Consider the following 21,474-nt stretch of genomic DNA (forward strand, 5'->3'; position numbering starts at 1 on the left):
ATAGTTGTCTTGGAATACCATTTTTATTAGACAGCCTATGTTAAGGTCGACAATCCGGTACTATCGATTTAGAGAAAGATGGGTATTACGCACGTCATACAGCGAAACCGCTTATAAAAAATAGAGGTTTGGGCTTCATTGGATTTCATATCAATCCTTAGACTTCGCCAGAGTCACGGGGCATAGCTCCACTCATTCCCCTCCGCCCTTTAGCGGGATAACCAAAGACTTGCACCCGCAGAATGTCACGTATGGGGGACTCGCACACCTTGAGGTAGATGTCCAAGTGCGCGTTTAACCGCCCAAAGTATACCACACCTCTAACACCTAAAAGTCCTACTTACCTTTCGGGAACCTCATCCGTATCTGGGGCAAGACTTGGAAGTGAGATGGGACTTCACTTCCTCAACGAGAGAACCGTAAAGAGGAGCCTTATGTTTTAGTGCACGGTGAGTAGTCCTCCGTGCAGTCCTCGATATCTTCCTAAGGGGATCGTATGTGTCCTCAAACATTGACCGTTTATTTTACTCCTCAACAGCAAACAAAGTCGTGGGATAGATCCATAGTTTTCCTCGTTTTTCTTAAGTAAACTTTCCTCGCAAATTCTTAGCCTTCATCGGATTTCTCTAAGGGGTCAAAGTCCCTCATTTCAAACTCCTTTTAATCGCTCTTCCTTAATTTTCTCAGGGCTTAAGTATATTTTCTCTATAGGCAACAGACTTAACGTAATAAGTGTTATGACCCGTGAGATAATGGACGTCTCGCTTAAACCAATATTGAAATGGTACGGTGCGGTACCGGATGGAGATAAAGGTGAACTCTTTACCTTTCATCGCTATGTGATAAGTGTCAGGTGTACTAGTAGAGGAGGACATATAATTGTTAACTCTATAATTTGTTTTCACTTGTTATTTTTATACTCGGTTCATGTCTATAACGTATTCCCGGTGTTTTAAGTGAAGTCGTTTTTCCTTACCCCTTTAGGACCTAAAATTGCAGTTTTATTACTTAAAGCTTAGAACTAATATTTTTTTTAGAGTTATTTTCCCTCTCTAATTTCCTCAGAAAGGTTATTTACCCCTATCATATAAAAGGGGCTGTCCCTTTTTTAAAATAAGTTGATATGCTAGTTCAGGAATTGTACCTTTCATGACCTAATTAATAGTGTCTAATTGGCATATATCCTATGGGATACTTAGAATATGCATTAAAACCTCTCCTCAAAAAGTGGGATATGTACCTGATGGTTGGAGGGAAACTTTACGGGTCTACTACGGTCAATAAACCCCTTTCAGGTAAGCTAATAAGCGTGGATAAAGAAAACCTTGTATTTAAAATAAAAATAGGAGGAAAGGAATTCTCGTCGGTGACTCCCAAGGAGTGTACGTCGGCATCCAACACTATATACGACTACGTTTTGGGAAAATCCTTTCAACCTATGGAGAGGGTAAAGAGCAGAAAGTTAAAATAAATATAACGTGAGCGGAGGTGTAGGGCCATGATAAATTATTATGAGGGACAGTCCCTTATTATTTACCTTATTATCATCATTTACATAGGTGCCAGGAGGCTTAGGCCTAGGAAGTTTAGGAAAACAAGGATGTACTTATGGCCGGTAATATATGTGCTTTTGATATTATTCTTCTCTTACCAGCTAGACCCCCTCGTTTTACTCCTTTTACCCCCTCTAGGTGCCGTAGGATATATTACAGGGTATAGGTTACTGCAAAACAATGAAATAAAATTCTTCTTCAAGGACGGGACTCTCTTCTATAAATGGCCTTATAGCATAACGTTAACGTGGACAGCACTTTATATTTTTAGGATATCCTTAGAATTTTTTGCACTAAATAGTATAACTATAGCGATAATAGACCTCGTACTCGCATTTAATACCGGGATATTAATTTCAGCGAGTGCAGTAACATTAAAAGAGGCTCAAAAGTTTATTGGCGAGTCTAGATAGTCGTCGCGGACTAAATATGCTAAAGTCTTCATTTGTGCTGCTAGCGGTAATTAAATTCTTGGGTAAGACAAGATGATAACCGAATTAACGGGAGAGCTACGAACTGGAAGCGGTAAGGAAGGGGGTTTACACCAAGTGCAAGTAGTACCGGCTATAGGCTAATTATTTACCTTATCTTTTTCCCTACGTTAAACCAAAGCACACAAATATATAACCTTACTCTCTGACCTATGCTGAAATTTCGCTATAACTGGTATATTTATAAGTTAATAAATACGCGCCTCCAGACCAATTTTCCCGAAAAGGGGCGAACTGTACTTTCTTGGTAATATATACGGGGTAACCTGCGAAACATTAAAGGTGATGTTAAACTGACACCTCTGTCCGGGGTTTATCTTATACTAGACCGACTTAGCGTTTATCCTATTTTCTGCCATGTAGAGGACTATTGAGGTTAACCCGGCTAAGGAGGTAGCTACTAATAACGGGACAAATAACTGGGGTTCCGCAAAGAGGAGGAACTTCAGGGAAAACAGGAAATACGGTATTATGAAGAGCGGGTTCGGTCTGTCATGGTAGGCCCTGTTGGGGAAGGTAAGTGAGATTATGAGGGACACCAAATACCACCCTAAGAAATTAGTCACCGGGATGCCGAACCATTCCAAGGGCGAAGGTGCCCAGGTCCAGAAATGAGCCGTGACCATTATGGGGTCGACAGACAAGTCTATTATGACCATCATTAAGGGGAAAAAAGCCACTTTATACCTTTTTGGGAAGTCCATTATAGCTAAGTAAGATATAAAACTGAATAGCCCCCAGCCTAAAATGACGAATATTGGGACACCTAGGATATAAGGTGGAAAGTTATATTCATAACGGCCAAAAGGGATCCCCGTGTGTATCCCTAACTCCTCGGAGAGGAACCCTACTATCATTGAAACTAAGAACACTGTTATCGCGTCTCTCCTCTTCATAGAGATCAGGATAAGCGAAATGACCGATAAGAAAAAGAAAACTATGAGTATCCCATCCAAAATTATCCCTAAAACCAGAATGATAAGTGAGGCCAGTTGAACTTTATTGATGTCCCATTTGACCATGAGGTGTTATCGACGCGGGTATTTTTATTTTTAAAGGGGTTTAGCCTATTCTAAACCGAGAAGGTATAGTAAGGTTTAGTTTAAAGTGCAACAGAGCCCCTTAAGGGACTCGGCGTGTAGAAGTTGCACGACCTCCTTTAGTCCCTACGGATATAAAATAAAGCCGGATAGTTACTCCAATTTATAGAGAAAAATCTTAATGTTTGGAGTAAGGACGGGGCTAAAGATAGTAACGGGTAGGTTACAGAAGTAGTATCTCTGGTTAACGTGGGGCTGAAAGTGAAGAGCCCAATATACAAGTACCGGAATCGACGGCTAGACTACTCGGATTCAATTGCCGGAAATGCTGTAGGGCAAGCTATAGCTACACCCGTTCAAGACACAAATGAGGCGACTTTTAACCTCACATGTCCTAATATTACTTAATGATCTTACATAGTATAAGGAAAGAACTGGAACCACTAAACCAACAGATAATAAACCACCAAATTTTAAGGGGTGCAGAGGAAGGGAGACTGAAGAGGACTGTTATAGAAGCGTTTGTGGTCAACCAGTGGTACATAGTGAACCACGATTTAAGATCTATCTCTATCGGTCTGTCAAGGAGCTCTAATATGGTAGAGCTGGACTTATTTAAGGCCCTGCTTGATGGGGACTACAGTGCACTCAAGGAGTTAATAAAGCTCATGGGGGAACTGGGAATTGAAGTGAAGGATCCCGTAACTTTTAGGGTATTACCGCAGGCTGTAAGCTATACCCATTACCTAGCCTGGTTGGCCAACTATTCAAGGCCGGTGGAATTCCTCTTTGCCATGGTAATTAACCTCCCGGTATGGAGTTACGTCGTTACCAAGTTTGGCGACTCCCTGAAGGAGAATTACGGGATAAAAGAGACGGGGTTTTTTGATGTCTTTAAGGTATCTTATACCGAGATTGAAAATAAAGTTGATGAACTGGCTGAACGGGAAGAACCGGACAGGTTAAGGGCGATCAGTTACATAATTCAGGACTATGAGAGGAGGTTCTGGGACGCGATATATCAAGAGTGAGGGACAGGGTGTCAGAAAAATATACGGGCTGTCCCCCCAAGTAGAAGTGCTAAGCTTTCTTTTTTGAAGAGCCCGTATAAATGGGCCAGCAGGGCCTATAGACGAGAAAGTGTTGGATCAGCACAGAGCTAAGGTATAAATCCGATAAGATGAATCGAAAAATTGTAAAGTCACGAGTTGGTGGTTATGACGTAACGTAGAGGTATAAATGAAGTGTGTTATTTTGCACATTCTTCTATGAAGGCTATTACATAACTATATTCCCTTGCTTCGGTCTCGGGGTCAGATAGTGAGTGCCCGCTATCGTTCACTAAGAGTAGTACATCATTACCTATCTTTCTAGACCGGGCTACATACTTTAAGGCATGTGCAGGGTGGACCCTATCATCGTTAATACCGGTATGAACGAAGGTCTTTGGAAGCCCTTTCCTCAGGTTATGATACGGGCTATATGAAAGGAGGTAGTCCCTAAACTTAGGGTCATCCGGGTCACCGTACTCCTCAAGCCAATACTTACCCACGTACATCTTGTGGTACCTCAACATGTCTAATACGGGGTGGGATATCACTGCGCAGTCTATGAGGTGAGGCGTTTCATTTAGTACAGCACCCACCAATAGCCCTCCATTGCTGCCACCAAAGGCAACAGTCTTCCCTCCCATAGCCTTGACCACTCTAAGGAACTGTTCAAAGTCACGGAACACATTTTTCTTATTTAACAACATTCCCGCCTTATGCCACTCTTCTCCGTTTTCGTACCCTCCTCTCAAGTTGGTGACTAGGAGGGCATAACCCTCGTCGAGTAGCACCTTTAGCCCCTTAGGAAAAGTAGGGAGGAGTGAAACCCTGAACCCACCGTAACCGAGGACAATTACTGCCTTTGGGCTCAGGGTCTTATATACCAAATACCCGTGTAATAATACATCGCCCTTCACGTAAATATCCGTAACGCTGACCTCCTCCTTTTCCATTTCGATCAGTTTCTCCTCTGCTCCGACGCCATTGACCACTCTCCTCTTCGTCACCTTAGAAGAGTAAGTAAATGAGGTCTCCAAGACGAAAAGCGTAGTTCCTTTTCCGTCCATCATTATAATGTGGTCGTGAGGTTCCTCACCTATTTTTCTCCCTTGAAAGTCATAAAACTGGATAGGCGTACTGTAGTCCTTAATGACGGATGCCGCGACAAAGCCATCTCCCCCTGCTACTGAATTCACGGGGTGGTCAAACCGTATAACTATATTTCCCATGACCACACTATCGTTCTTTAGGTACACCAGCCCACCCTTGTAATCGATTACTTCTATCACTTCTCCCTCATCTGCTTTCTTGAGCTTATCGAAGCTTTCACCTATATAGAGTTCCGAATACCTCCACCCTTTCATTTTGGTTAAAGTAAGTGTTTCCCCGAAAGAGTCCACAGATATTAGTTCGCCAGGTTTCAGTTCCTTACCGTAGACTATATCGTTGCCACAGAAGACCCTCTCAGTAGGGTATTCCCCTCCGTCAGGAGGAGCACCGTCCCTATAACTTTTTACGTAGCACAATTCATTATTATAATAAAAGGGCTGATAGGAAAGCTCACCAAGATCTTTCCAAATTTTTCCCTCCTCAGTTAGGATAAGAGTCCGAGTGACGTCGCTACCTTTCTTTCCAATACTGACACCTAGCTGTTTAGTACCCCTAACCTTCCATATTTCTGTTATAACTTCATCTCCTTGAGCTGAATATATCTCGTTATCGCCTATCATAACTAATCTCTTCTCGCCGTAGATGAGGACTGCTGCTCTTTCATCGTCAAAAGCAAATATCTGCCTGACAGTGGGTTTCTTGAAGTTGTCAAGTACGTGGGGGTAGACCTCGTCAGCTTTTTTTGCAAGTTCCTTCTTCGTCCTCTCATTCTCTTCCTTTATAAACTCCTCCGTCCTCTTGTCATTTAAGTCCTCCAAATAAGCAAACTCGTCTTCCATACAAGTATAAATAAACAACATTCATTAGTATTATTTTTATTAGTATAATTAGTAATAAGAAAATCTCATTACTAAAGTGAGGATTAGGGTGCGTAAAGCCTCGTTAAGGGAATAGATAGCCCAATACTTATATGTCCCTTTGTCGAGACATTTTTAACGACGTTAATGACGCTCTTCCCAGGTCAATTGATGGCTTAATGGGTTTTAGGGGAGAGTACCTGCCATCATTTCTCTTTCATCGGATCTTGAGGTGCCTTGTGATAGTGCCCCACTTTCTAGAGTGGGCATCTGACCCACTTGTCTGTCCGCCAAATGTAGTCTCGAACCGGTGGTGGGAACGGTGAGCCCTCCGGAAGGGAATCCTCGTATCTTCTGGGGGGAGTCAGATCAGTTACTAGGTAGATTACGGAAAAAAGCCCCGTAATAGTCTATGTTAAAATAACTCCGCGGGTTTCCAGTCCTTTCGCGTTTAAGAAGTCGTAAAAGGACTTGTCCATAGTGAGCAAGGGTAGTCCGGTACTCTTATAAGCGGAGTAAAGGATCGCATCGAATATATCGTTCCAGCCCGTGTTTATTATTTGAAAAACGGTGCTTATATCGGTCTGGTCTAACGGGATCAGTCTCACATTAGCAGTTATGTATGACAAGCCTTTAATCACGTCCTCAGGGACTTCCTTTATTTTTAACTTTTTTACTTCCTTAATTATCACCGCTATGAGTTCAGTCAGCATAAGTGAAGGGTAATATAGGCTTTTACCCTCTAAGAGGTCTTCTTTAACACACCTGACTTTTACCCCTACGAATGGTAACAAGAACAAAGTGTCAACTATTAATTCCGAGAGCTTTGCTAACCTCTTCTCCAACCTCTTCTACCTCGTCCGGGTCGACCTCAGTCCAGTACTTGGAGGGTTTCTTAAGGGGAATAAGCTCGATTTTATCTCCCTCCTTTAAGACTAAGACCATCTTATCCCCCTCCTTGAGGTTCACTTTTTCGGTCACAGATTTAGGGATGTAAATGGCATTCCTTTTCCCTACTCTGACTATTATTTCCATAAGATTATTCTGATAGGTCTGATTAATAAGCGTTGTCTGATCCAGTAACCCCTGTCGTCCATTCAAAATCTGAGTTAGGCAAAATTATTACTGTAAGAGCGTAACAATTCGGGTAGTTTTATGGACACTGACGCTGGTATACTTTTTTCTATCCTATCTCTTCAGGATTTATAATCGTCTCTTCAGGATTTATAATCGTCCTAGGCAGGCCTTTACCACGATAACGGGTACTTACATGAGTATTAAAAATTTTTACTAAACGACATTTTGCTCGAAAGGTCACGATGAGGTAAAATTTTAAACTCGAAAACCGCTCCGTGTAGTTATCTTAGCCTTTCATAGAGGACTTCCTTTACGGGGCCGTCGCTTTATTCTTAAGTCTTATTTAGGTCAAAGAGAACGACGTATCAGTAGACATTTACCGTACATAACCTACGTCAAAATTTAAAATATAATTTACCGTACTATAATTCCACATTATAGTTTAGACCCGCTTTTAGACTAGACCGTGCATAATAGCATAGACTTAGTAAAAAACTGTTAAAGCTGAGGACTATTAATACTATCAAGGACAGAGTTTACGGCAAAGTAGGGATGTAATGGCGCTTGACATAATAGGTATCTCTTGATCCAAATATGGTGCTTTTAAGCGATCGGTTAGGGTGCGTTTAAAAACGTAAACTAGTTTAGGTAGTAATACTATATATATATGAGAAAAGTGGGTAAATAGTCCTTGCTACTACTAATCTCTTCTGAGTAATGTAGGTATTTTCAATATCTAGTATAAACCATAAAGTCTACTAATAACAAGATTGTCAAAGCTTAAATATTAGTTCTGAGACATCAACGCGAAGTAAAATGGTTCTAATATGCCCATATTGTGGCAATACTAACCCAGACTATGCCTTAGTGTGCGGTCGCTGCGGCAAGCAACTAGTACCGTCTCCACAGCAAAGTAACCCAGTAACGGCCCCTTATCCCCAGCAGTATACGCCGAACCAGTTACAACCGAACTCGGGCGAGGAAGTTGCCTTGTACTTTATCCAGATAGCTGGGGCGGGTCGTTATTTTGACCCGGTAAGTGTCCTGTTAACTGACAGGAGGGTTCTGAGTTCAAAAAGCCAACTTCTCAAAAACGTAGCTATTAGGAGCGCTGGTCAAGCAGCAGGTGGTATAATAGGAAGGATGATAGCGGAATACATAATCCGTCGCAGAAACATAAATAAGGTAAGGGAGGTCTTGTCAACCATACCCCCTAACGAGATCATAAAGGAGTTAAGGGTGCCCATTCAACTTGCCCCACAACTGGAGAAACCGCGTGAGATCCCATATGAAAAGATAAAAAAAGTAACAATAAGGCCAACAAAATCACGGAAAAACTCAGCTACTACGGGAACAGTAGTCAATTTTATGGGTTCCCGCTCAATCGAGTTATCGATTGGGATACCACTCGTAGACCCCCAGCACGCGGCTAACATGATTTATAATACACCCTTAAGGGACAGAGTGGAGATAAGAGGGGCCCCTTAAACATTGAAAAGGGTAACGGTAAGTTAGACTATATTTTCACGTTACCGAACTAGATAAAAGGAAGTTTTTAAGGGCCTTATGACATATCGTCCTCAAATTTTATAAGTTTCTATATAATAAGACAATCTGGAAACATTTCAGGATTAATATTATGTTTTTTGACCGTGTTAAGCTAAGTGTGCAAAATACATTTCCTTGTCTAAGTTTGTGCCGTTTATGTGTAAGGAATTCTTAGCGAAAATTTTTAATACTCATATAAGCTACCCGTTATCATGGTAAAGGTCTGCCCTAACTGTGGTACTGTAAACGACGACCTAAGCCAGTATTGTGTCAGATGTGGTTACAGGTTCCCCCCGCAACCAGCGACATATTCTCCTCTACCCCCTTATATACCACCAGCTGGGTACCAACCCTACGGTAGGAAAAAGAGTAAAGCACCGATAATAGGAGTAGTCTTGGCTATTATAGTAATCGTCGCGATAGGCGGGTACTTGTATTACAAGGGTATATTTACACCAGACAAGGGTATATTTACACCAGTCAGGGCACCAATGCCCCCTTCCACTGGTATAACTTTTACTAGTATAATTAAAGCGCCCGTGCCCCCTTCAACTAGTAGTAGTTCGGTTTACATAGGGTCAATATCCTTACCTGGTAAGCTCCCGATCGGGATTACCTACGACCCCAGTAACGGGCATTTGTATGTCGCAAACACAGGATCTGGGACACTTTCTGTAATAGACCCCTCGACCAACCAAGTGATAGGAAATATCCCCCTAACTCCATTTGTGAGGTGTATCGCTTATGACTCCTCTAACGGTTACCTATACGTTACGGAGTTTTATGATAACTCAGTCCTAGTAGTTAACCCCTCTATAAACCAAGTTATAGGCAAAATAAAGGTAGGTAATTCGCCGACCGGTATAATATACGACCCCAGTAACGGGTACTTATATGTGACTAATAGGGGGTCTAACACCGTTTCCGTCATTAACCCTTCCACAGACCAAGTCATAATAAACATACATGTGGGAGTGTGTCCGGTAAGACTAACTTATGACCCCATTAACGGTTACATATACGTGACAAACTTCGGCTCCAATGACGTATCTATCATTAACCCTTCCACAGACCAAGTCATAGGGGAAATAAGAGTGGGTAGCGAGCCAGCGGGAATTGTCTACGACCCCAGTAATGGGTACCTATATGTGGTAGACTTTGGATCAAATACGGTCTCCGTAATTAACCCCTCTGTAAACAAAGTCATAGCTAGTATAACCGGGATTAATTGTGCCTTTGGTATTACCTACGACCCCAGTAACGGGTACATATACGTGGCTGGTAGTGAAGTTTATGTCATTAATCCCTCAACCAATGAAGTAATAGAGGGCATAGCGATAGGGACTACGTCATGCGAGATCGCCTTTGACCCCAGTAACGGCTACTTATACGTGACTAACCATAATTCCAATACAGTCACCGTTATTGGGACAAGTAAAGTTACCATGTCCACGGAAGATATGGTCACCGTATTAGAACAAGTGCCCACTGTTCTAAGAGCAGTTGGGTCGAGCCCGTTGCCTAATATCGTAATGCGCGTAATACTTTAAGGTAACTGATTAAACAAGTTAAAGTTTTTTAAAGGAAAAAGTAAGGAATAACCTTATGCCCCGCTAATATGTGAAATTGATAGAGACTGGATGTGGGCGTTCTCTTTTCATTAACGGTGTAAAAAAGTCCGCGGAAAAGGACTAATATTATGAATCCCTTGTACGCCCGGTCACGGGCTTAACGGGCCTGAAGACCGTCTTAGTAGTCAACGGGGTGACGGTATGGATGTGCTGAAGTGGAAGGGGGATATAGTGGAGCCCCGGCCAGTGCACCTTCGAGCTAGAGAATGGCATGCTGTCATGCCTGAACAATTCCTCCCTTTAAGACCCGAGAGCAGTCTACGACCCTACGCAGTCCCTCTTAAAGGTGCATAAGTTCAACGTGATAAAAATAGGCTACGGGGGACTTAACTTAAACGAGGAGTTCTATAAGACCGCTAAGTACATTGCCAAAAAGGCTTTGCTGGTAGCGGGGACTATTGTTAACCGAAAGGGGACGCTTGTAAAAGATAAACAGTAAAATAAAGTGCGGGACTACATGGTCACGTACTTCGCTAACGTCTCGAAAACGTTAACTTCACACGTGCATAAAGGGGCTTCCACGGGTTTGGGAGTCTACGAATTACAGTTATTAAACTAAAACTTCACAAAGTCAAGGTTAGTGCTTGCCCGAACACGGGGCAGGTCATGATGCCAGGCGAGAATATTATAGAGTCTTCCCGAGTCACAGCTCATGTTAAGTGTGGCGACCGGAGGATTCCTCTTAGCGGCTTTCGTCATCTCCGTGGTCTTAGTTCCTTTTGGGTTAGCGTAATTTACCCGACTATACCCTCTCTGCAAGGGAAAGTTATTGCCTTCTCGTTAATCCCGGGTCTGAGTGACACACTTGTTACGCCTCTTCAGCGAGGACTATAGCAGCCTTGACTAAGGGTCTACTACCGAAGACAGCACCTCGCTCATTATGATACTACCCCTAGGATATTTGCAAATTACAATCCCTCTGTACGGATCAGTTTTTTCTAAAGAAGCTTCTTTAAAGAAAACTTTACATAGCCCTATTATTTCCGCAAAATCCCAGAACTTCAAGTCTATGACAACTCTGTTTCCGCTAACTAAATCTATGTAAACTCTCCTAACTTTTCCTTTAATCTCGTCATAACCTGCATGTATTGAAACCACTACCTTATTATCGGTTACCTTTTCTACTAAAACTTGCTTATACCCCCTATTAATGACGGACAAGAACGTGTTCACGCCTTGGATTAATAAGACCCCGTCTTCTTTCAGGCTTAGAGACGCGGAAGAGAGGAACTTAACCATATCTAAAGTTGAAAAGTGTGGGTGAGAATTACCGTACATCAAAATTACATCTGCCTTAACCCCTAACTTATGGACCTCTCTCGCGTCTAGGACACGGGTCTCAGCTTCCAGACCCAATTCTTTCCTCGAGAACTCCTTTGCTTTCTCTAACGCCTTTTCCCTTAAGTCTGTAATGACTAACCTGCTCACCTTAAAATTATTATCCATCAACGACTTAGCCAGTGCAATACCACCTATACCCGTCCCCCCGGCTACTTCTAGGACTGTATAATCTTTTGCAGGGAAATCTAGACGTCTGAAAAGCTTTATAGCCTCTTCAAACCTCCTCTTGCCTATATCACTGTCCATATCTTCTTGCCATTCTATTAGCTCAAGGATTTCAGATAACTCTTTTCCAGTATCAGACGCCATTAGAAAACTTTAGTTAACTAACTCAAAAATAAATATTTTCTCCGTTAAATAGTGCCTTCCACGCGTCCTTTGCGAATTATAATATTCTCCTTTGAATTAGTATAATTCAGTGTATATATGGTCCAGTATACGTAGAATCGTTCTGTATAGACTAAATTATACTTGGTCAGTTCGTAAAGGACAACAGGAGCTTTAGCCTGAAGTATATACATTCACTATGAATATGATGAAGGACTTGCCCTTTAGCGCCTGACTAAGTATATAACCTCATTATAATACGCTTTTTTATACAGTGTCACGTATTAATACCGTCATGCCTATTTAATGTGATAACCTCATTCTATCCAGACAAATAGAGTTTCCAAGAGAGTCGTGAAAGGTTCTGCCTCTACTTATAACCTCATTAACTTGTCCAATACCTCCTTAGCCTCCTTACTCCTCCCTAATTCGGCGAGGGTTTCCGCTATCCTCTTTATCAATACTTTCAAGTCGTCTATTGCGTCTTCCCTATCAGCATAATCGCTCGCCCCTCTGTATAACCCGTTATACGCATATCTGTGCAGTTTTAACGCTAAGGAGTTAGTACCGACGACGTCTTTATATCCTAGCTCTTCTAGCCTCCTAGCTATGCCGTTAAGGCCGGTAGTGGGAGCCAAGAACCCCGCCTTGGTATACCACTCCTTCTCCTTCTCATTCCTCGGCATTTTGTCTAGGTTTATTGAGACTAAGACACTGATTATTGCCTTCCACGCCATAAACGCCTTTTGAGAAGCGTTCCTGCTATAACCCCTTTTAAGGAGCTCCACTGCGAGGTTTAGCTCTACGATAGCCTCCTCTAGCCTAAAGTTAATGTAGCCTTGGAGGTCCTTAACTTGAGGTACTGCTCCCTCTCCCATAAAAACAATATTATCTCACTCAAGTATTTTAACTTGACCTGAGTCAAGGGGACGAAAGTCGCATTCCCTAAGAGGTCTGTAAAATTACACGCGTCGAGTCCCCTGAAGCGCCTACGTCGCGGTAGACTTTAAATGTTCACATAAGATTGAAAGCCTAGCCCTTCAAGGCGGGGGGAAGTAAAAAAAGGAGTACGACGTAGCGATTGTAGTTATGTCAATAAGGGTAGACGAAAAGTTAAAGAGAGTTAGAGGAGCCGGTAGACCACGGAAAGTCAATGAGGGAGTTTTTAGGGATCTGGTAAAAAAGGAGAAAAGGAAGAGAGAGCCAGAGGTAGCAGATAGGATAAGGGAAGTACGTAAGTGGCCGATGCACATCATTTCCTCTTTGCTTTGTGCATCCTTTCAAAGTTAGCCCAAAGCCATTCAATACCTTTACGGATGCGAGAAAAATCAGTCTAACTCAAATGCAATTCCAGGTAGGATCTCGTCTTGTTCGGGAATCGCGGTAAACATATCAGAGCTCCCAGAGACGTCGTAGTATTGGTGGGGGATGAGGACCAATGCTGTGACTTGCCTTTCTACATACCTCGTGATACCACCTTTGTGTACCAAGACCTCCTAAAGGAATTGTAGTTCTATATAATTGAAAGTTGAGTTGTAAGGCCTCTCATTAGGCACATTTACGGGTACAAGTGTTATGAACTCAGGGGTATTAGCGTTTAGGGCTGTAACATTAGGAATTAAAAAACTTAGGAATAAAAAGGGTCTCGGGTAAAGCGAGCAGCGGTTTACGTAAGATCCTTACATACGATACGTTTTTATTAGATAAGTCTATAACGTTAACATTTCCTAATCGAACAGTTAGGATGTGATGCATAGCATAAACACGGAGCAGGAGTATTAATGTGAATATTAAAAGTAAATCTCAACTGTCACGATTTTTCATGATAAATACTACTTATAGGTTAATAACGACATCGTGGACACGATTAATTCTTATACCCTGAAGAGTATCGTTCCCGTACGTCAATCACCTCTAAAACCCATCCCGATAAAAATTCCTTCTTTAACCCCCAGTCCCCTTTACTCTAAAGTAACTTTGGATCAACCCCTGAAAGATAATAATTACCATAACACAGGGAGCAGAAAAAGGAGAAAAACCGCATAAAAAATGGCGATTGCTTTTCAGGAGTTGCAGTAGGTTTATTCCACTACTTGTTAGCCGTCAACAGTCTCTCAAAACGTAATGACTTCATACCCTTGGTTGACGTAATAGCCTACTCTCTCTCCGGCGGGCATAAGTGATATTCCCATGTTTTCTAAGTGAGGTTTTATATTCATGTTCTGGGCTACACCTATACACGCCGAGTCTATGACCTTATTTTGGAGAAGTTCTTGGAACATGTCCTTCAGTTCACCTTCGAGTTGCACTAACCTTTTCTGGCTCGGTCCGAAATAAATTATCTTCATGTCATCGAATCGCTTGCTCTTGTACGAGTTATAAGCCATCCTCATAGCTAAGTCGAATTTAACGTCGTCTGACATTATTAAAAACAAGGTCTTTGTCATGGTGAGTAAAAACTATTACGTGTAGCTTAAAAATTTTGTCTCAGTAAAATTATTACCCATTAATTTTTAATCAAAAACTCGCTATATTATAGCCCGCCTGAGGAATCTGGGCAGTTATTAAAGAGGGTTATAAGCAAAGGCGACAGCCCCTTGCTAAGACGTGAGGTTTCCTAACCATGTCGATGACAAAAACCTTGTAACCGCGTCGGGCTTAGCGGTACTGGAGGAACCGTTATACCGCTGTGCCTTCAGGGCCCCGAGGCATTTCACGTCGAGTTGACCACTCTTGTTGTCCATAGAGAAAAGCGTCTTCTTAGCTCGTAAAGACGCGTAAGGAGTCCGAACGTAGGCGTCGGAAAGCCTTTACGGCTTTATTTAACCGTTGACACGGTAAAGACGTTATTGAAAATAGTATGCTTAAACAATTTATATTTTTCCTCAAAAAGCTTTAATATCTTTTACAAGAATCTTATGTTGTGTTTTTTATGAAAGTTGCTATAATTGGTATAGGTTGGTACGGCTTTAGGCCCTCAGTAAGAGAAGCGTCTTTCAGGGAGATGATGTACGAGGCTGCAGTAAGGGCTTATGAAGATGCTGGCGGGATAAACCCGAGAACCGATGTAGACACCTTCATATCATGTCAGGAGGACTTTTGGGAAGGGATATCAATATCCGATGAATTCGCTCCCGACCCGATAGGTGGGGCAATGAGGCCTACTATGACGGTATCAGGTGACGGGCTACAAGGGGTAGTCCACGGGATAATGCACATAACGTCCGGGTTAGCTGATGTTACGGTAGTGGAAGCCCACGCGAAGCCCAGTGATATACTCACAATGGACAGCATAACCGAGTTCGCCTACGACCCTATTTACGGGAGGATAAAGGCAAAGAACCCCCACTTTTTAGCTGGTCTAGACGCGGTGAAGTTTATGAAAAAATATAACGCGACAAGGGAGGACTTAGCGAGAGTAGTCGTTAAAAATAAAGGTAACGGCTTGAAGAACCCGAGGGCTTCCTTCGCGTCGAAGCTTTCGATTTCTGATGTACTGAGTAGAGAGTATAGTGTTTACCCCCTATCTGACCTCGACATAAGTAATTATGTGGACGGGGCTGTCGTCCTGGTTCTCGCGAGCGAAGACGTAGCGAGAAAGTTTACAGACACACCGGTATGGATAGAAGGTGCGTACTTCGCCTCCGATTCGTCTATGGAGTTCTCGTCCTTAGGTGACGCATTATACACTAAAATAGCGGCAGACAGTGCCTATAAAATGGCGAAGATCCACTCCCCTAAAAACCAATTTGACTCAGCCTTCGTAGACGACACTTATAGCTATAAAGAACTACAACATGTGGCAGCCTTAGGGCTGAGCGAAGACCCAGTTAGGGACTTGAGAGAAGGAGTTTTCCACATAGGTGGGAAAATACCCGTTAACCCATTAGGGGGGCACTTAGCTACAGGGAGGGCACTGGAGGCAAGCGGGTTATCATTAGTCGTAGACGCTGTGTATTTTTTAAGGGAAGGATCTTCTAAGTCAGTAGTTTCCAGTTGGAGAGGAGTCCCCACGTTTACCGGTGGGGTCTTGGTGGTGAGCAGGTAATGAAAACAAATTTGTTCTATAGGAGGGTAGCTGTAATAGGAGCTGGGCTGACTCTGTTCAAGAGGAGGATAGTCGAGACGCCTAGAGAGATGTCTTGGGTGGCCGCGAGGAAGGCGTTAGATGAGGCCGGCCTCGAACTAAAAGATATAGACTGTGTAGTTATAGGTAGTGCACCAGACGCGTTTGACGGTGTCCACATGAAAGGGGAATACCTAGCTCACGGTTCTGGTGGGGTAAGGAAAATGGTCAGCAGGGTCTTTGTAGGAGGGGCGACCGGAGTTATGGTACCGATCTCAGCTTGGTACCATGTCGCCAGTGGGCTGTGCCAGAGCGTGTTAGCAGTAGCGGAAGAGAAGATGAGCCCTGCTAGGCCCCACCCCCAGTCAGTGTTCAGGTATATCTGGGACCCCATAACCGAGAAGCCCCTAAACCCGAACTTGATCTGGATCTTCGCGATGGAGATGCATAGGTATATGTACGTCAACAAGGTGAAAAAGGAAGACATAGCTCTGGTCTCAGTAAAGAATAAAAGGAACGCAATAAATAACCCCTACGCGCAGGCCCCCGCAAACATAACTGTAGATGACGTCTTGAAGAGCGAGGTATTGGTATGGCCTGTAAACCTCTTGGACGTCAGCCCTGTAAGCGACGGGGCCGCAGCAATGGTCATCACCAGTGAGGACATAGCCAGGAGGTACACTGACACCCCGGTGTGGATAGAAGGCGTGGGGTGGACCCTGGACAACACGGAGTGGACAGGGAGGGAACTAGCTTACCCGAGGTACTTAGAACACGCGGCCAGGATGGCTTATAAGATGGCGGGGATAGAGAGGCCAAATAAGGAGCTAGACGTTATTGAGCCTTACGACCCATTTGACTACAAAGAACTCCACCACATAGAGGGCTTAATGGTAGCCAAAAGGGGTGAAGCGGTGAAGATGTTAAAGGAAGGGGTATTTGACATGGACGGGGATATCCCGAGTTCTCCTTCTGGAGGGCTTCTGGGAGTCGGTAACCCGATAGCTGCTGCCGGGCTGATGAAGGCCATAAGCATTTACTGGCAACTGAAAGGGACGGCAGGTAAAATGCAAGTTAAGAAGCCAGTCCACACTGGGTTGGCCCAAGCATGGGGTGACCTTATGCAGGCCTCGACAGTAGTGGTCATGAGGAATTAAGGTGGGAAAAATGGAGGTACACTATCTGAAAGAAGAGGAATTAAGTAGAGTATACACAGTTAAGTATAAGCCTAACGCAAAATACGCGTACACTGCAGGTCAAGCCTACAGTAGGTTCTTGTTGGGGTTAAAGGAGAAGAAGATAATCGGGAGGAAATGTAATAAATGTAACAGGGTATATGTCCCGCCTAGGATGTACTGCGATGACTGTTTTAGACCTACGGACGAATGGGTAGAGGTAAAGGACGAGGGGATAGTAGAGACTGCAGTAGCGAGCTTTATATCGTGGACGAGGGAGAGGATAGAGAAACCGGAGATAGTAGGGGTTATAAGGCTATTCCCGTCAACAGATAGGGACTGGGTATTCCCGGGTCTTTTCCACCGTATCTGTGTAGAGTATGAAGACGTCAAGGATATGGTAGTCTTAGGAAAGAAAGTAAGGGCTTTATGGAAGGAAGATAGGGTAGGTAGTATAAACGATATTGAGTGCTTCAGGGTGGTAGAATGAGCTGGGACAAAGTCGGGAGGGAAGATAAATTACTATCGTGGAAGGACGTAATGGAGGCCGAGGAATATGTCTACACTGTGGGCTATGCCGGAGAGGAGTTCTTTAAAGGACTAAAGGAGGGGAAGATAATAGGCTCCAAGTGTCCTAAGTGCGGAAAGACATACGTACCTGCAACACTTTACTGTGAAGACTGTTTTGTGGAAACGTCAACGGTTGAGGTCAAGGGCAGGGCGTACCTAGATTCGTTCACAATTATCTACAAGGACAGTGAAGGTAATAAATTAGAGTCCCCGCAGGTCATAGGCCTCGTCAGGTTTGAAAACGCTAAGGGAGGGCTGTTAGCGTTCATAGAAGGGGAGCCGAAATTAGGCGGTGAGGTAGAGGTCATAGCTTACGACGTCCCGCTTAAGGTGAGAGTTAAGTGAGCTGGAAGCCTGATAGGAGTTGGGTGGAGGAAAGTAATGTATACAAATACATGGTGGAGAACAACTTAAACGCTCTGGAGGACTTTGTGGAGTTCACTCATGAAAAGCCCGAAATTTTTTGGGACTCTTTTGTAAAACTTATAGGCCTCCGTTTCTACAAGGAGTATGACAGAGTCCTTGACCTCTCGGGAGGTAAGGAATGGGCAAAGTGGTTCGTTAACGGGAAGGTAAACGTCGGTGGGCAGATCCCCGATTCCTCAGAAGTCTTCATCAAATGGATGGATGAAAAGGGTGAAGGGCAGAAGGTCACTTACTCTCAGGTATTGAGCCAAGCTAAGAGTATAAGCTCTTGGCTTAAGAAGACGGGGCTGAAAAAAGGGGACACCGTGGGGATATACCTACCTATGATCCCGGAGACCGTCTCAATATACCTAGGGATAGCTAGGGCGGGGATGATCGCAGTACCCCTCTTTTCCGGGTTCGGTAAGGAACCGATAAAGGTCAGGGCAGAGGACAGCGGGATGAAAGTTATTTTCACGACCGACTACACTATAAGGAAGGGTAATGATATAAACATGTTGAAGAACCTTGAGGGCTTAGACACAAAGCTGGTAGTCTTTGAGAGGGGTGGGACTAAAGGCGATTTCACGACCTTCAAGGAAGTATTGAGGACGGGAGGGGACGGACTGGAAATAACAGACTCAGAAGATCCCTTCATGATAATTTACACGAGCGGTACTACAGGAAAGCCTAAAGGATGCGTCCACACCCATGACGGCTTTCCCGTAAAAGCCAGTGCTGATATCTACTTCCAGTTCGATATGAAAAAAGGAGAGACTTTAATGTGGGTTACCGATTTAGGTTGGATGATGGGCCCATGGATGATAACGGGGGGCTTATTGCTTAACGGGAAGATAGGTATGATAGAAGGTTATGTAAACTACAGCACGCTCACGAAATTTATCGAGGACTATAAGGTCGACATCTTAGGGCTCTCCGCCAGTCTGGTCAGGCTCATGAAGAGTGAAGTGGAAAAGGGGAGGATAGGAGTTAGAATCGCCGGGAATACGGGTGAGCCGATAGACCTGGAGAGTTGGAAATGGCTTTATGAGTCTGTCAAGGGCCCCGTAATAAACTACTCCGGGGGAACCGAAATATCCGGGGGTATTTTGGGTAATTACGTGATTAAGGAGATTAGGGCGTCTTCGTTTAACGGTTTTTCTCCCGGTATAAAGGCTTCAGTATTTGACGAGGAGGGAAGACCAGCCCGACCCAACGTCGAGGGCGAATTGGTTATCTTAAGCGTCTGGCCTGGGATGACGAGGGGTTTTTGGAAGGATAGGGAGAGGTATATGAACACCTACTGGAGCAGGTGGAAAGGTGTTTGGGTCCACGGTGATTTAGCATATTATGACCAAGAGGGGTACTACTTCATAGTAGGTAGGAGTGATGATACAATAAAGGTAGCGGGTAAAAGGATAGGCCCAGCTGAAGTAGAGCAGGTCATTAACTCCTACGCAAATGTGGTAGAGAGTGCTTGTGTCGGTGTCCCGAGCGAACTTAAGGGCGAAGAAATACTGTGTTTTGTGGTAGCAAAACAAGGTGTCGACAAAGAAGGACTACTCCGTTACACCCAACAGATGTTGGGAAAAGCTCTTGCCCCAAAGGGCATCATATTGGTTAAGGAGCTACCAAAGACCCGAAACGCTAAGATAATGAGGAGGCTTATAAGGGCCGTAGTCTTGAATAAGCCTCTGGGGGACACCAGCTCCCTAGAAAACCCTAATTCCCTGGAGGAGATAAGGAAAATAGTTAGTAACTCTTCTACTACGTAGGGTAAGAGACTCCCCCCCCCCCCGTAACGCTTTTATCAACTACCAAAGGATAAGTTTTAAAAACGTACACGGTTGATGTGACTCCCGCATTCAGGAGATGAACATTGAGATGAAAAAGGAGGAACTGCTGTTAGTCCTTTCCTCTTCTATAGGGGGTATAGCATGGGGGTCTAATGTGCTTATCATACCCCTATACTTCAAGTCATTAGGCTTAAACCCACTCCTTATCGGAGAAATCATCTCTTCTTCTATTATAGTCGGCACGCTCCTGTCCCTGTTCTGGTCTACCTTGGGTGACGCATACGGGAGGAAAAAGTTTATCTATATATCTCGGGGAGTTAGCGTAATAGCGTATCTGTTCCTCCTTTTCACACCTTTTTCATATTTGTTTGTAAACCAAGGATACGGGCTTATCTCGGTGCTAATCGCGGAGAAAAGTAAGGACCTCGATAAGGCACTGAGTTATAGGTCTTCCCTTAATATCCTCTTTTCTGTCTTAGGTTCCCTCCTACCTCTCTTCACGAGTTACAGACAAATAATAATACTAGACGGCTCTGTTATCCTGTTCTCGTTACTCCTCCTGATCCCGGTACCAGAATCGTATAAGGGGACAGGCAAAATAAGCTTAAGGATAACGTCGTTCAAGCTCTTGGGGAAGCTGTCCACCGAAGCTATAGTAGGCTTAGGTGCAGGGATCTTACTCCCTATGATGTCCTTATGGTTCAATTTAAGGTTCGGTGTAGAGGCGTCTACACTATCCCCCATCTATGCCTTATCGGAGATAACATTAGCCACGGGGACTCTGGGCGCCCCTCTACTCTCCAAGACTGTGGGTAGGGTGAGAGCAATATTTATTACTCATGTCATCGCGATTATCGTCCTCGTCCTGATACCCTTTTCCACATCCCTAATAGAAGCAGGGACTCTTTACGTTATAAGGAACACGTTAATGAACTTAACTTCCCCCCTGATGTATTCATTGATATTTTCCGTGGTCAAAGAAGAGGAAAGGAGTAGGGTCGACAGCTTTTTACAACTACTCGACGCGATCCCGAGGTCGATAGGCCCTACCATGACGGGTTATTTATTCACTTTAGGGGGGCTAAATATCCCGTTTTTCGTCACCGCTTCACTTTACTCCTTATCTACTGTTTTATTCTATTTTTTCTTCAAGGACATCAAGCTATAAGGGGGTCTTCATGCCTTTGTAGCCTATAAAAAACCCTTAAAGTAGGTGTTACCGTTTTTAATGAAATGTTTGAAAGAGAGAAAATAATTAAACAACGCTACCAGGAACGTCCAGGCTAATTTCCTTCCGGTCTCCTCACCCTCTGTTATACATGCCCAAAGAGTATACGGTACCTCTAAGTTAATATAAGGCCTTATGGAGGACGTCTTGTCCTATAAAAGACGACATGATATAAGTACTCTATTACCCCTACGAGGACCAAGATACGCG

Annotated in this window: 23 protein-coding genes and 1 pseudogene; 14 read left to right on the forward strand and 10 right to left on the reverse strand. The window is 43.7% G+C overall.

The annotated features are described in order from the left end of the window. Positions 1 to 157: 157 nt before the first annotated feature. Positions 158 to 560, reverse strand: a pseudogene (locus KN1_RS14665) (zinc ribbon domain-containing protein); the annotation flags it as partial. Between the two features lie 626 nt (positions 561 to 1,186). On the opposite strand from KN1_RS14665, the gene KN1_RS04715 reads away from it, so the two are divergent. Both KN1_RS04715 and KN1_RS04720 read left to right on the forward strand, forming a co-directional pair. Beyond that, entirely contained in the window at positions 1,187 to 1,471 is a 285-nt protein-coding gene (locus KN1_RS04715; RefSeq protein ID WP_221289654.1) for a hypothetical protein, read from the forward strand. A 27-nt stretch (positions 1,472 to 1,498) separates the two neighbouring features. Further along, positions 1,499 to 1,966 carry a hypothetical protein gene (locus KN1_RS04720; RefSeq protein ID WP_221289655.1) on the forward strand — a complete coding sequence of 156 codons (468 nt, stop codon included), beginning with the start codon at positions 1,499 to 1,501 and terminating at the stop codon, positions 1,964 to 1,966. Between the two features lie 401 nt (positions 1,967 to 2,367). On the opposite strand, the gene KN1_RS04725 is transcribed toward KN1_RS04720, so the two are convergent. After that, positions 2,368 to 3,066 (reverse strand): carotenoid biosynthesis protein, encoded by a 699-nt coding sequence (locus tag KN1_RS04725; RefSeq protein WP_225905783.1) that lies wholly within the window; start codon positions 3,064 to 3,066, stop codon positions 2,368 to 2,370. A 425-nt stretch (positions 3,067 to 3,491) separates the two neighbouring features. Here KN1_RS04725 and KN1_RS04730 point away from each other — a divergent pair, with 425 nt between their 5' ends. Continuing rightward, positions 3,492 to 4,115 carry a thiaminase II/PqqC family protein gene (locus tag KN1_RS04730; RefSeq protein WP_221289656.1) on the forward strand — a complete coding sequence of 208 codons (624 nt, stop codon included), beginning with the start codon at positions 3,492 to 3,494 and terminating at the stop codon, positions 4,113 to 4,115. Between the two features lie 218 nt (positions 4,116 to 4,333). Here KN1_RS04730 and KN1_RS04735 read toward each other — a convergent pair whose 3' ends face one another. The 3 genes from KN1_RS04735 to KN1_RS04745 form a co-directional block, all read right to left on the reverse strand. Next, entirely contained in the window at positions 4,334 to 6,082 is a 1,749-nt protein-coding gene (locus KN1_RS04735; RefSeq protein ID WP_221289657.1) for a prolyl oligopeptidase family serine peptidase, read from the reverse strand. 428 nt (positions 6,083 to 6,510) lie between these two features. Further along, the gene (locus KN1_RS04740) at positions 6,511 to 6,945 is read right to left on the reverse strand and encodes a PIN domain-containing protein (RefSeq protein WP_221289658.1); all 435 of its coding nucleotides are present in this window, start codon (positions 6,943 to 6,945) and stop codon (positions 6,511 to 6,513) included. Next, positions 6,905 to 7,135, reverse strand: a complete 231-nt coding sequence (locus tag KN1_RS04745) for an AbrB/MazE/SpoVT family DNA-binding domain-containing protein (RefSeq protein WP_221289659.1) — start codon at positions 7,133 to 7,135, stop codon at positions 6,905 to 6,907. The genes KN1_RS04740 and KN1_RS04745 overlap by 41 nt, the downstream gene beginning before the upstream one ends. Positions 7,136 to 7,993: 858 nt before the next feature. On the opposite strand from KN1_RS04745, the gene KN1_RS04750 reads away from it, so the two are divergent. From KN1_RS04750 to KN1_RS04765, 4 genes are all read left to right on the forward strand, one after another. Continuing rightward, positions 7,994 to 8,665, forward strand: coding sequence for a zinc ribbon domain-containing protein (locus KN1_RS04750; RefSeq protein ID WP_221289660.1), 672 nt, complete (start codon positions 7,994 to 7,996; stop codon positions 8,663 to 8,665). A 272-nt stretch (positions 8,666 to 8,937) separates the two neighbouring features. Continuing rightward, positions 8,938 to 10,275: a YncE family protein gene (locus KN1_RS04755; protein WP_221289661.1), complete on the forward strand. Its 1,338-nt coding sequence runs from the start codon at positions 8,938 to 8,940 to the stop codon at positions 10,273 to 10,275. Positions 10,276 to 10,497: 222 nt separating this feature from the next. Next, entirely contained in the window at positions 10,498 to 10,650 is a 153-nt protein-coding gene (locus KN1_RS04760; RefSeq protein WP_221289662.1) for a hypothetical protein, read from the forward strand. Between the two features lie 7 nt (positions 10,651 to 10,657). After that, positions 10,658 to 10,795 (forward strand): hypothetical protein, encoded by a 138-nt coding sequence (locus KN1_RS04765; protein WP_221289663.1) that lies wholly within the window; start codon positions 10,658 to 10,660, stop codon positions 10,793 to 10,795. Between the two features lie 404 nt (positions 10,796 to 11,199). On the opposite strand, the gene KN1_RS04770 is transcribed toward KN1_RS04765, so the two are convergent. Continuing rightward, positions 11,200 to 12,006: a methyltransferase domain-containing protein gene (locus KN1_RS04770; RefSeq protein ID WP_221289664.1), complete on the reverse strand. Its 807-nt coding sequence runs from the start codon at positions 12,004 to 12,006 to the stop codon at positions 11,200 to 11,202. A 392-nt stretch (positions 12,007 to 12,398) separates the two neighbouring features. Beyond that, positions 12,399 to 12,902 (reverse strand): PaREP1 family protein, encoded by a 504-nt coding sequence (locus KN1_RS04775; protein ID WP_221289665.1) that lies wholly within the window; start codon positions 12,900 to 12,902, stop codon positions 12,399 to 12,401. A 211-nt stretch (positions 12,903 to 13,113) separates the two neighbouring features. On the opposite strand from KN1_RS04775, the gene KN1_RS04780 reads away from it, so the two are divergent. Further along, a complete protein-coding gene (locus KN1_RS04780) occupies positions 13,114 to 13,314 on the forward strand; it encodes a hypothetical protein (RefSeq protein WP_221289666.1) in 201 nt (66 codons plus the stop codon). A gap of 38 nt (positions 13,315 to 13,352) precedes the next feature. Here the strand turns inward: KN1_RS04780 and KN1_RS04785 are convergent, their stop codons facing one another. From KN1_RS04785 to KN1_RS04795, 3 genes are all read right to left on the reverse strand, one after another. Further along, the gene (locus KN1_RS04785; protein WP_221289667.1) at positions 13,353 to 13,514 is read right to left on the reverse strand and encodes a hypothetical protein; all 162 of its coding nucleotides are present in this window, start codon (positions 13,512 to 13,514) and stop codon (positions 13,353 to 13,355) included. Positions 13,515 to 14,138: 624 nt separating this feature from the next. Further along, positions 14,139 to 14,471: a hypothetical protein gene (locus KN1_RS04790; protein ID WP_221289668.1), complete on the reverse strand. Its 333-nt coding sequence runs from the start codon at positions 14,469 to 14,471 to the stop codon at positions 14,139 to 14,141. 153 nt (positions 14,472 to 14,624) lie between these two features. After that, entirely contained in the window at positions 14,625 to 14,768 is a 144-nt protein-coding gene (locus tag KN1_RS04795) for a hypothetical protein (protein WP_221289669.1), read from the reverse strand. A gap of 188 nt (positions 14,769 to 14,956) precedes the next feature. On the opposite strand from KN1_RS04795, the gene KN1_RS04800 reads away from it, so the two are divergent. From KN1_RS04800 to KN1_RS04825, 6 genes are all read left to right on the forward strand, one after another. Then, positions 14,957 to 16,072, forward strand: a complete 1,116-nt coding sequence (locus KN1_RS04800) for a thiolase domain-containing protein (RefSeq protein ID WP_221289670.1) — start codon at positions 14,957 to 14,959, stop codon at positions 16,070 to 16,072. Next, positions 16,072 to 17,247 carry a thiolase domain-containing protein gene (locus KN1_RS04805; RefSeq protein ID WP_221289671.1) on the forward strand — a complete coding sequence of 392 codons (1,176 nt, stop codon included), beginning with the start codon at positions 16,072 to 16,074 and terminating at the stop codon, positions 17,245 to 17,247. Before KN1_RS04800 ends, KN1_RS04805 begins: the two co-directional genes overlap by 1 nt. 10 nt (positions 17,248 to 17,257) lie before the next feature. Continuing rightward, entirely contained in the window at positions 17,258 to 17,755 is a 498-nt protein-coding gene (locus KN1_RS04810; RefSeq protein ID WP_221289672.1) for a Zn-ribbon domain-containing OB-fold protein, read from the forward strand. Then, complete coding sequence (locus tag KN1_RS04815; protein ID WP_221289673.1) at positions 17,752 to 18,180, forward strand: Zn-ribbon domain-containing OB-fold protein; 429 nt, start codon at positions 17,752 to 17,754, stop codon at positions 18,178 to 18,180. The genes KN1_RS04810 and KN1_RS04815 overlap by 4 nt, the downstream gene beginning before the upstream one ends. Continuing rightward, a complete protein-coding gene (locus KN1_RS04820; protein WP_221289674.1) occupies positions 18,177 to 20,015 on the forward strand; it encodes an AMP-binding protein in 1,839 nt (612 codons plus the stop codon). Before KN1_RS04815 ends, KN1_RS04820 begins: the two co-directional genes overlap by 4 nt. A gap of 109 nt (positions 20,016 to 20,124) precedes the next feature. Next, positions 20,125 to 21,204 (forward strand): MFS transporter, encoded by a 1,080-nt coding sequence (locus KN1_RS04825; protein ID WP_221289675.1) that lies wholly within the window; start codon positions 20,125 to 20,127, stop codon positions 21,202 to 21,204. Positions 21,205 to 21,474 lie beyond the last annotated feature (270 nt).

Source organism: Stygiolobus caldivivus, assembly GCF_019704315.1.
GTDB lineage: Archaea > Thermoproteota > Thermoprotei_A > Sulfolobales > Sulfolobaceae > Stygiolobus > Stygiolobus caldivivus.